Annotated in this window: 8 protein-coding genes, 2 tRNA genes and 1 CRISPR repeat array; of the genes, 6 read left to right on the top strand and 4 right to left on the bottom strand. The window is 70.5% G+C overall.

The features are described from left to right. Nucleotides 1–490 precede the first annotated feature (490 nt). A CRISPR array of direct repeats spans nucleotides 491–816; the repeat unit is 37 nt; unit sequence GGTCTTCCCGGCCTTCAGGGCCGGGCTCCATTGAGGC. Nucleotides 817–1,145: 329 nt separating this feature from the next. The 3 genes from DRB06_RS08575 to DRB06_RS08565 all read right to left on the bottom strand — a co-directional run bounded on the left by DRB06_RS08575 (nucleotide 1,146) and on the right by DRB06_RS08565 (nucleotide 2,230). Further along, nucleotides 1,146–1,221, bottom strand: a tRNA-His gene (locus tag DRB06_RS08575). Nucleotides 1,222–1,472: 251 nt separating this feature from the next. Next, nucleotides 1,473–2,093: an oligoribonuclease gene (gene orn / locus DRB06_RS08570; protein WP_108969839.1), complete on the bottom strand. Its 621-nt coding sequence runs from the start codon at nucleotides 2,091–2,093 to the stop codon at nucleotides 1,473–1,475. 61 nt (nucleotides 2,094–2,154) lie between these two features. After that, nucleotides 2,155–2,230, bottom strand: a tRNA-Arg gene (locus tag DRB06_RS08565). Between the two features lie 270 nt (nucleotides 2,231–2,500). Here DRB06_RS08565 and DRB06_RS08560 point away from each other — a divergent pair. From DRB06_RS08560 to DRB06_RS08550, 3 genes are all read left to right on the top strand, one after another. Beyond that, the gene (locus DRB06_RS08560) at nucleotides 2,501–4,096 is read left to right on the top strand and encodes a GTPase domain-containing protein (protein WP_111819700.1); all 1,596 of its coding nucleotides are present in this window, start codon (nucleotides 2,501–2,503) and stop codon (nucleotides 4,094–4,096) included. Then, nucleotides 4,093–5,580, top strand: a complete 1,488-nt coding sequence (locus DRB06_RS08555) for a GTPase (RefSeq protein WP_111819699.1) — start codon at nucleotides 4,093–4,095, stop codon at nucleotides 5,578–5,580. The genes DRB06_RS08560 and DRB06_RS08555 overlap by 4 nt, the downstream gene beginning before the upstream one ends. 148 nt (nucleotides 5,581–5,728) lie before the next feature. Continuing rightward, nucleotides 5,729–6,397: a single-stranded DNA-binding protein gene (locus tag DRB06_RS08550; RefSeq protein ID WP_111819698.1), complete on the top strand. Its 669-nt coding sequence runs from the start codon at nucleotides 5,729–5,731 to the stop codon at nucleotides 6,395–6,397. 23 nt (nucleotides 6,398–6,420) lie between these two features. Here DRB06_RS08550 and DRB06_RS08545 read toward each other — a convergent pair whose 3' ends face one another. After that, nucleotides 6,421–6,945, bottom strand: coding sequence for a TY-Chap domain-containing protein (locus DRB06_RS08545; protein WP_111819697.1), 525 nt, complete (start codon nucleotides 6,943–6,945; stop codon nucleotides 6,421–6,423). 151 nt (nucleotides 6,946–7,096) lie between these two features. Here DRB06_RS08545 and ftsE point away from each other — a divergent pair, with 151 nt between their 5' ends. The 3 genes from ftsE to DRB06_RS08530 all read left to right on the top strand — a co-directional run bounded on the left by ftsE (nucleotide 7,097) and on the right by DRB06_RS08530 (nucleotide 10,119). Next, a complete protein-coding gene (ftsE, locus tag DRB06_RS08540; protein WP_073330837.1) occupies nucleotides 7,097–7,786 on the top strand; it encodes a cell division ATP-binding protein FtsE in 690 nt (229 codons plus the stop codon). Nucleotides 7,787–7,849: 63 nt separating this feature from the next. After that, nucleotides 7,850–8,764, top strand: coding sequence for a permease-like cell division protein FtsX (ftsX, locus tag DRB06_RS08535; RefSeq protein ID WP_111819696.1), 915 nt, complete (start codon nucleotides 7,850–7,852; stop codon nucleotides 8,762–8,764). A gap of 5 nt (nucleotides 8,765–8,769) precedes the next feature. Continuing rightward, nucleotides 8,770–10,119, top strand: coding sequence for a M23 family metallopeptidase (locus DRB06_RS08530; RefSeq protein ID WP_111819695.1), 1,350 nt, complete (start codon nucleotides 8,770–8,772; stop codon nucleotides 10,117–10,119). Nucleotides 10,120–10,122: the final 3 nt, after the last annotated feature.

Below are 10,122 nucleotides of genomic sequence, written 5' to 3'. Positions count from 1 at the left end.
GTCTTCCCGGCCTTCAGGGCCGGGCTCCATTGAGGCCCGCCGGTCGTGTAGCTGGTGACGTACCCGAACGCGTCTTCCCGGCCTTCAGGGCCGGGCTCCATTGAGGCGAAGTAGAAGCCGTCGTCGGTGATTTCGGGATCATGTCTTCCCGGCCTTCAGGGCCGGGCTCCATTGAGGCACTTCAAGCCTGACCGCGTAGGGGTCGTAGCTGTTGCTCGGGTCTTCCCGGCCTTCAAGGCCGGGCTCCATTGAGGCGCGGCCTCGTCGAGCTCGATCAGCATCGGCACCTCCAGTCTTCCCGGTCTTCAAGGCCGGGCTCCATTGAGGCCTGGGGCTGATGTGGAACTGACCGCGGCACTCCACGTCTTCCCGGTCTTCAAGGCCGGGCTCCATTGAGGCGCGTTGCTGCCCCAGAAGATGAGGTCTCCGGGCTGCGTCTTCCCGGTGAGGCTGCGCGATACTTGGGCGCATGACCACCGCACCGGCATCAGGTCTTCCCGGCCTTCAGGGCCGGGCTCCATTGAGGCCCGCGCAGTACGTGCCCGGGCAGCAGAAAGCCCCGGTCTTCCCGGTCTTCAAGGCCGGGCTCCATTGAGGCCGGGGGTGTCGGAGCGTTCTTATTCGGCCTGAGCCTGGTCTTCCCGGCCTTCAGGGCCGGGCTCCATTGAGGCAGGATGGCGAAGCTGGCCTGTGCGTATCCGAGGGCGGTCTTCCCGGCCTTCAGGGCCGGGCTCCATTGAGGCGGGCGTCCACCCGAGCTCATCCCAGGCGTCCTCACGCGTCTTCCCGGTCTTCAAGGCCGGGCTCCATTGAGGGCAACACGCCGTCTCCACCGACTACCGGGGCCGGCACTCGCGCTGCGCCCGGGTCCTGTCTTCTTCGGGCCCGGATCGCCGGAACGAATGTCCAAATCCGGCATAAACGATGGCGAGACATCGACTGCCGAGCGACCAAACCGCAAGATTTCAAGGGTCGGGGGAACGCCGATCGCCGTTAAAGGCTTGTTTATGCCGGATTTGGACAGCCCGATGCCGTGAGCGGGCAGTGGGGGTGAGCGACGGCCCGGTAGTGCGGCTGCGGGAAACGGCGGCTCGGAATGCAGCGCCAGGGTCAGGGCTTTGCAGCAGCACTGCGGCTGCAAGAAGTGGGGTGGCTGACGAGGCTTGAACTCGCGACCTCCTGGACCACAACCAGGCGCTCTACCGACTGAGCTACAGCCACCATGGGGCGACGTCGTCGCACCGAGTCGGTACTTTATCGGCTCACATGCGGTCGCACCAATCGGAGCCCCGTGTACTACGTCACCTTCGCTGCAGGGGAGCGAGCAGATACGGCGGGACAGCCGCCCCGCCGTCGGCCGGACTGGCTGAAACTGGCGCGGATACGGGGAACCGCCGCCGACGGCTGGATGAGCCCGGCCGGCGGCGATTCGCCGTCGGCCCGGTGCACGGACGCCGGGGGAGCCGTTGGCGTCAGAGCAGCTCCGCCGTCGGGTGCGCGACGATCTCGGCCGCGGCCGCCTGGCACTCCTCGCTCGTCGGACCCTCATCCTTGGGGAACAGCACCGCGCGGTAGTAGCGCAGCTCGTCGATCGACTCCAGGATGTCCGCCAGCGCGCGATGCCCGCCGTGCTTCTCCGGCGCGTGGAAGAAGGTGCGCGGGAACCAGCGCTTGGCGACCTCCTTGATGGAGGACACGTCGACGATGCGGTAGTGCAGGTAGTCGATGAGCTCGGGCATGTCGCGGGCCAGGAAGGTCTTGTCGGTTCCCACCGAGTTGCCGGCCAGCTGCGCGGTGTGGGCCTCCGGCACCAGGGACTTCACATAGTCCAGGACCGTGCGGTTGGCCTCCTGAAGCGTCAGCCCCTCCTTGAGCTCCTCCAGCAGGCCGGAACTGGTGTGCATCTCGCGCACGTAGTCGCCCATCTGCTCCAGGGCGGCCGCCGGGGGCTTGATCAGGACGTCGATGCCCTTATCGAGCGGCTTGAGCTCGTAGTCGGTGACAATCACGGCCACCTCGATCAGCGCATCCGTCTCCAGGCTCAGGCCCGTCATCTCGCAGTCGATCCACACCAGGGGATCGGCGGTAGTTATCTGTCGGCTCACGGTCGCCGAGTCTAGACCCGGCTGCGTGAGGCGTGGCCAGGGCCCGCATTGGTGCCCCCGCCCGGACTCGAACCGGGAACCTGCGGATTAGAAGGCCGATGCTCTATCCATTGAGCTACGGAGGCGTGCGCTCAGCGTACGTCACCGCGGGCACATGTTCCCAGTTCGGGCCCGCCCGTGGCGCCGTCCCAACTCGGCTGGTGTCGGGCTCGCCTGGCCAGAGCGGGCAACACTTGCCGACCCTCCGCCCGCCCGTGACGCCGCCTCCGCCCGCACCGACGGCGCCGCACCCGCCCGGCCGGTGCGCGCATCCGCCGCCGACGGCTCAGCCCGCCCCAACCCCACAGTGGCGGGTCGATACGGGCTTCGCCCCGGCTTCCGCCTAAGGTTGGACCATGGCTTCATCTGCTTCCCCGCTGTCCGCCGGAGAAGACGTCCCCGTCTCTGCGCTCAGCCGCGCACAGCTCATCGACGTCCTCACCGACACCGTGGGGGACCTTTCCAGCCTCGACCTGAGCCTGAACACCGACGGCGCCGAGGACGCCCGCCGCCTGCGTGCCGGCCTCATCGCCCAGATCCGCGACCACGTACTCCCACGTCTCGCCGACGCCGACATCCCGGCGATCGTCGTGGTCGGCGGCTCCACCGGCGCCGGCAAGTCCACCCTGGTCAACTCCGTGCTCCGTCAGGAGGTCTCCGACGCCGGCGTACTGCGCCCCACCACGCGCACCCCGGTCCTGGTGGTCAACCCCGAGGACCGCGAATCACTCGCCGACCACCCGATCGCCCAGGTCTGCGTCACCGTCACCTCCGCCGCGGTCCCCGCCGGCCTGGCCCTCGTGGACGCCTCCGACCTGGACTCCGTGCAGGAGACCAACCGCGTCCTAGCCGCCCGGCTGCTCGACGCCGCCGACCTGTGGCTGTTCGTCACCACCGCCGCCCGCTACGGCGATCAAACCCCGTGGGCCTCCCTGGAGGAGGCGGCCGGCCGGGAAACGCCCATCGGCATCGTCCTGAACCGCGTCCCCGTGAAGGTGCTGGCCGAGGTCCGCCGCGACCTGATCGAGCGGCTGGACGCCCTCGGCCTGGCCGAATCCCCCTTCTTCGTAGTCCCCGACGCCGGCCCCCACGAGGGCATGCTGCCGGATGCCTCCGTCAGCGAGCTGCGCGACTGGCTGCAACTGCTGGCCGGCCGCCACCGCGCCGCCGGGCTCGTGCGCCGCACCGGCCGTGGCGTGTGGACCGGTCTGCGCGCCGATCTGCTCACCCTCGCCGACGGCGTCGACGCCCAGGACGACGCCGCCGCCCGCCTGGAACAGGCCTCACAGCACCTCCTCGAGGCGCCCAGCGCGGACCTGCGCGCCGACGTCGAGCGCGGCACCTGCGCGCAGGGCGCCCCCACCACCCGCTGGATCACCCTCGCCTCCTCCGGCGGCCCACTGGCCCCGCTCGCGCAGGGCGGCAAACTCCGCTCCGGCTGGTTCGGCCGCACCGGCAAGGCGCGCGCCGCCGCCCTGTCCGCGCTTGCCGCCGACGTCCGCGAGTCCGTCGCCTCCCGCCTGGAGGCGGCCCTTGTAACCGTTCGCGACGACGCCGCCCGTACCTGGCGGGAGGCCGGCGCCTCCGCCCGCGCCGGCGAGTTGCTTCCCACCGACGCCGACGCGACCGCCGTCGTCGACGCCTGGGCCGCAGACCAGACCGCCCGCATCACCACCCCGCCCAAGGGCCTGACCCCGCAGGGAGCCGGTGACCTGCTGATCTCCGCCGCCGCCGGCATCGACGGCGTCCGCGCCGCCGCCAACCGCCTGGGCCTCGGGCAGGCCGTGACCGACGCCAAGACCTCCCTGGCGCAGACCCTGACCGACGTGCTCGCCGCCGCCGTCCCGGCCGGCGCCGCCCGCGCGCTGGCCCCCGATCCCGCCCTGGCCGCCGCGCTGCGCCTGCGCGCCGGCGAACTCGCACCGTTCACTCGTCCCGGAGCCACCGCATGACCGCAAACCCGACCGTCGCCCCCGCCGGGGAAACCGTGCTCGACGCCGCCCACCTCCAGGCCCGCCTGGACGGCCTGCGCGCCGCCCTGGACAACTGCCCCACAGAGATCCCCGCCTCCCTGTCCCTGCCCGCCCGGGATCAACTGGACGAGGTCGCCGAACGTCTGGCCCTCGGCGTGGATCACACGGTGGTGGCCCTGTTCGGCGGCACCGGCTCCGGCAAGTCCTCCCTGTTCAACGCCCTGACCAGCCTGCAGTTCGCCGACGTCGGCGCCCGCCGCCCCACCACCGCCCATGCCACCGCCTGCACCTGGGGCGACGACGCCGCGGCCCTGCTCGACTTCCTGGAGGTGGCCGACGAGCGCCGCATCCGCCGCGAGTCGCTGCTGGACGCCACCGACCAGGACGCCTTCGCCGGCCTGGTGCTGCTGGACGTGCCCGACTACGACTCCGTCAACACCGAGCACGCCCTCCAGGTGGACCGGCTGGTGCCGCTCGCGGACCTGCTGGTGTGGGTGGTGGACCCGCAGAAATACGCCGACGCCGCCCTGCATGAGGGCTACCTGCGGGGGCTGGGCGCCCGCCAACAGGACATGCTCGTGCTGGTCAACCAGGTGGACACCCTGCCCGCCGGCGGCGTAGACACGCTGCTCGCGGACGTGCGCAGCCTGCTTGCGGCCGACGGCCTGCACGACGTGCAGGTACTGCCGGTCTCCGCGGTGCGCGGGGACAACCTCGGGGCGGTACGTGAACTGTTCCTGGAGCGGGTCTCCCGCGAGTCCAACGCCGCCCGCACCGCCTCGGCGCGGCTTGACGCGATCGCCATGCGCCTGCGTCCCGCGGCCGCCGCGCAGCCCGTGACTACCCGCCCCGAACTGGCCGATGCCGCCGTCACCGCGCTCGTGCACGCGTGCGGCGCCCAGGCGGTGGAGGATTCGGTGCGCACCGGCCTGGCCCGCACCTTCCCGCGCGCCATGGCCCGGCCCGCCCCGCCCGCCCGCGATGCCGTCGCCTCTATTCAGACCACGTGGCTGCGGCGCACCACCGTGGGCCTGCCCGGTGCCTGGCTGCACAGCGTGGAGAACGCCGTCGCCACACCCGAGGCCCTTGCCGCCCGCACCGCCGAGGCGGTCGGCAGCGTGCAGCTGCCCCGCCACCGCGCGCCGCTGATCGAACTGGCCTGGTGGGGCGGCACGCTGACCGCACTGATCGGAGCGGTGTGGACGGCGGTCAGCCTGATGCAGGGCAGTGCCGTCGGCGCCGGCCTGATCGCGCCGGTGACGTTGCTGATCATTGGCCTGGTCGTGGCGATGGTGGCGCTGTCTGCACGGCACTCGCGGGCCCGCCGTGAGGCCGACGATTATGCCCGTACCGTGCGCGCGCGGCTGGCGTCGGTGGTGGAACGCGACCTCACCCGCCCCGCCGACGGCGTGCTGGCGCGCCACCGTGCGCTCCGCGAGGCCCTCCAGGTTCCGGGTCGGTAGCGGCCCGCCGGTGGTCACCGGCGTCCACAGGTTCGGCTCGTGCAGGGGGTGCCGACCCCGCATTCACAGGCCGGTGGCGGCGCGGGGTGCGGCTGCGGGACCGTTGAGGCAGCCGGCACGGTGCCGGCTTCCAACGCAAGGAGCACCCATGAGCCGTCAACTCGATCTCGTCATCCAAGGCGTCCTCGGCACCAACCCCGCCGTCACCCGCACCGCCGGCGGGCGCCCCTACTGCTACTTCCGCCTGGCCACCTCCCCGTCCTTCCGCACCGCCGACGGATGGCAGGACGGCGACACCATCTGGTTCACCGCCAAGTCCTGGGGCCCACTGGCCGAGAACCTGGGGCGCTCGCTGCACAAGGGCGATCCGGTGGTGCTCGTCGGCCGCTTCTCCCAGGAGAACTGGTCGAAGGGAACCGAGCAGTTCACCACCAACGTGTTGACCGTATCCTGCGGCGGCCACGACTTGACCCGCGGCGAGTCGCGCTTCATGCGGATCATCCACAGCGCCAATACCGCCGAGGCCGACGACGCCGGCACGGGCGAGGAGTCGGCCGCCACCACCTCGGCCGGCTCGGCCGATACCGCCGGCCCCACCACTGCGGCGGGGACGGACGCCACCACACCGGCCGCCGCCACCTCGGCCGGCTCGGCCGCCACTGGTGCCGTCGCCGGCCCGGACGAGGTAATCCGCCCCACCGGCCAGAACCCGCCGCCGGTCGGCCCATCCCAGTCGTTTTCCGCCGCCGGCTCCACCAGCGGCCCCGCCGCCGACGCGTCCTCCTTCGACTACACGCTCGCCGACGAGGACGGGTGACCCAGCCCCGCGGCGTCGCCGGCTCAGGCCTCGGGCGCTGCTGCGGGCTCCGCGACGGCAACAAGGTCGGCCGGGTGGGCGACGTCGAACACCTCGATCAGTACTCGCGTCGCCAACTCGGCCGCCGACGCGGCGTCCACCACGCGCAGCACCATCGCATCGTCCTGTCGCTTCCAACCCAGCGAGTCCAGGGCCGCCAGGGCATCCTCCCCGAGCCGGGCCCGGCCGTCGTCGTCGAGCAGCGGCGCGGTCAGCACCACCGCGTCCGGGCAGGTCCGCACCGTCAAGACCGGTGGCAGCGGGGAGGGGGACAGGCGACGCCGTCGCCCCAGCAGTCGGCGCAGGCCGCCTTCGGGACGCGCGTAGGCGGCCGTCGCGGCGGTGACAATCGGCTCGGTGGCGGTGAGCCGCACGCCGATTGCGCCGTCGTCGGGCCCGGTCTGCAGCAGGTGGGTCAGAGACGGGATGAAGCGGTTCCAGGAGCCGACGTCGAGCTCTTGCCCGCCGGCCGGGGTGGGGGAGTCGTCGTCGGGATGCGTTGTTGACATGCTCGGAACGTTAGAACCCCAACGCGGGCCTCACCACACCCGCAGTCGGTGTGTCCTGGCGTGTCACGGCCGGGATTCCAAGCCTCACTGGTTACCGTGGCTTGCAGCCCCGGCGTGCCTGCGTCGGCCACGAGCAGGAAGCAACTACCCCATGATCCGATTCGACAACGTCTCCAAGGTGTACAAGCGCGGAGCCCGGCCCGCGCTCGATGACGTCTCCATAGAGATCGAGCGCGAGGAGTTCGTGTTCCTGGTGGGCGCGTCCGGCTCCGGCAAGTCCACCTTCCTGCGCCTGACCCTGCGCGAGGAGCGCCCCACCTCCGGGTCGATCCATGTGCTCGGCCGCGACCTGTCACAGATCTCCAGCTGGAAGGTGCCCAAACTGCGCCAGGAGATGGGCTTCGTCTTCCAGGACTTCCGGCTGCTGGAGAACAAGAGCGTGTTCGAGAACGTCGCCATCGCCTCCCAGGTGATCGGCAAGCCCCGCCACTACATCCTCACGGCCGTGCCCGAGGCGCTCGAGCTGGTGGGACTGTCCGGCAAGGAGAAGCGCCTGCCGCACGAGCTGTCCGGCGGTGAGCAGCAGCGCGTGGCCATCGCCCGCGCCATGGTCAACCGTCCCAAGCTGCTGATGGCCGACGAGCCCACCGGCAACCTGGACCCGTCCACCTCGGTTGGCATCATGCGCCTGCTGGACCGCATCAACCGGCAGGGCACCACCGTGGTCATGGCCACCCACGACGACGAGATCGTCGACCAGATGCGCAAGCGCGTCATCGAGCTCAAGGCCGGCGAGGTCGTGCGCGACCAGGCGCGCGGCGTGTACGGCTCGGACCGTTGAGGCCGGCGCGCAGCGTGGATGCAAGGGCTACGAATCTCGCGAAAGAGGCATTGAGGTAACCGCATGCGATTCCGTTTCATCATCTCCGAGACCTTCAAGGGGCTCACCCGCAACCTGGTCATGACCGTCTCGGTGATCCTGGTGTCCTTCGTGTCGTTGCTGTTCGTCGGCGCCTCCGTGCTGCTGCAGAACCAGATCTCGGTGATGAAGGGCGACTGGTACGACAAGGTCGAGGTCAGCGTCTACATGTGCCCGACGTCCTCCACCGCTGCTGCCTGCGCCGACGGCGAGGCCACCCAGGAGCAGATCGACGCCGTCGAGGACCTGATCAACTCCGACACGCTGGCCCCCTACATCGACACCTACACCATCGAGTCCAAGGCCGAGGCCTACGAGCGGTTCATGGCCGCCTATGGTGAATCGCGCATCGGCCGCAACGCCACCGAGGACATGATGCCGGTGTCCTTCCGCATCAAGCTGGTCGAGCCGGAGAAGTACCAGGTGGTGGCCGAGCAGTTCACCGGCCGCGCCGGCGTCGAACGCGTCATCGACCAGGCGGAGACCCTCGAGCCACTGTTCGTGGTGATGAACCGGGTCTCCTGGATCACCGGGGGATTGGCCGCCATCCTGGCGCTGACGGCGGTGCTGCTGATCGCCACCACCATCCGGCTGTCCGCCATGAGCCGTTCCAAGGAAACCGGCATCATGCGGCTGGTGGGCGCCTCGAACCTGTTCATCCAACTGCCCTTCATGCTTGAGGGCGCCATCGCCGCCCTGATCGGCGCGATCGGCTCCGTGGCCGCGCTGTGGGCGCTGGTGCGCTACGTGGTGGTGGACTGGCTGTCCACCTCCCTAACCTTCACCGCCTTCATCGGCATCGGCGACGTGGTGCGGTTGGCCCCCTGGCTGCTGCTGGCCGCGATCGTCCTCGCGCTGGTGTCCTCCGCCTTCTCACTGTCTAGGTACACGAGGGTCTGATTCCCATGCTCCCAGTCCGCGCTGCAAACCGCCCGCGTCCCAGTCGCCGCACTAGACGACGGGCCCGACGTGCCGCCATCGGCGCCACCGCCCTGATGCTGGTCGCCGCCCCGCTCTCTGTCGGGGCGCTGGCAGACGAGCGTCAAGACGCCGTCGACGATCAGGCCGCCGCCCAGCAGAAGCAGGCCGAGCTGGCCTCCTCCCTGGAGGGCGTGTCCGCCGAGCTCGGCCAGGCCTACATCGACCTGCAGAACGCGGAGACCGCCCTTTCCACGGCCCAGAGCGAGCTCGACGACGCCGAGACCGTCCTGGCGCAGAAGGAACGCGAGCAGCAGACCGCAGCCGACCGCCTGGCCGTGGCAGAGTCCGACCTGGCCACGCTGCAGGAGGAATCGGCGCAGACGCAGACCACGGTGGATGAGAACACCACTTCCGTGGCCGACCTGGTGGTGGCCACCTACCAGGGCGACAGTGCCATCACCTCCTGGACCTACGTGCTCTCCTCCGACTCGGTCGAAGAGCTCAGCGACCGGGCCTCCACCATGGAGATCGCCACCGGCGTGCAGGAGTCCGTCCTGTCCTCCGCCGAGGAGGACCGCGCCCAGGCCGCCAACCGCGAGGCCCGCCAGGATGCCACCACCGAGCGTGTGACCACGCTCAAAGCGGAGGCCGACGCCGCCAAGCAGGCCGCCCAGACCGCCAAGGACACCGCCCAGACCAAGCGCGACGAGGTCGCCACCCTCAAGAGCGAGAAGGAGACCGCCGCCTCAGACCTGGAGGACAAGAAGGCCGACCTGGAGGAGCAGCAGGCGCAGGCACAGGCCGACGAGGCCGCCGCCGCCGCCGAGATTCAGCGCATCGACGCGGAGAACCGGGCTGCGGCCGTCAAGTCCGGGCAGAGCGTGGCCAGTTCCGGCAGCACCGACACCTCATCCCTGGGCAGCGGCAAGATCGGGCACCCGATCGCCGGGGCCCTGGTGGTCACCTCGTCATACGGCTGGCGCCTTCACCCCGTGCTGGGCTACATGAAGCTCCACGCCGGCGTTGACCTCATGGCGTCTACCGGCACGCCCCAGTACGCGGCCGTGTCCGGCACCGTCACCAGCACCACCGACTACGGCGGCACTGCGTGCGGGAAGAGCGTGACCATCAATGGCGGCGTCATTGACGGGCAGTCCGTGCAGGTGCGTTACTGCCACCTGTCGGTGCAGCAGGTGTACGTCGGGCAGACGGTCTCCAAGGGGCAGCAGATCGGGCTGACTGGTGCCACCGGCGGGGTCACCGGACCGCACTGCCACTTCGAGGTCTACCTCAACGGGACGACTGTCGACCCCATGACCCTGCCCGGGTTCTGACGC

Source organism: Actinomyces sp. Z5 (genome assembly GCF_003287795.1).
Taxonomy (GTDB): domain Bacteria; phylum Actinomycetota; class Actinomycetes; order Actinomycetales; family Actinomycetaceae; genus Actinomyces; species Actinomyces glycerinitolerans.
This window is presented reverse-complemented; position numbering and strand designations above follow the sequence as displayed.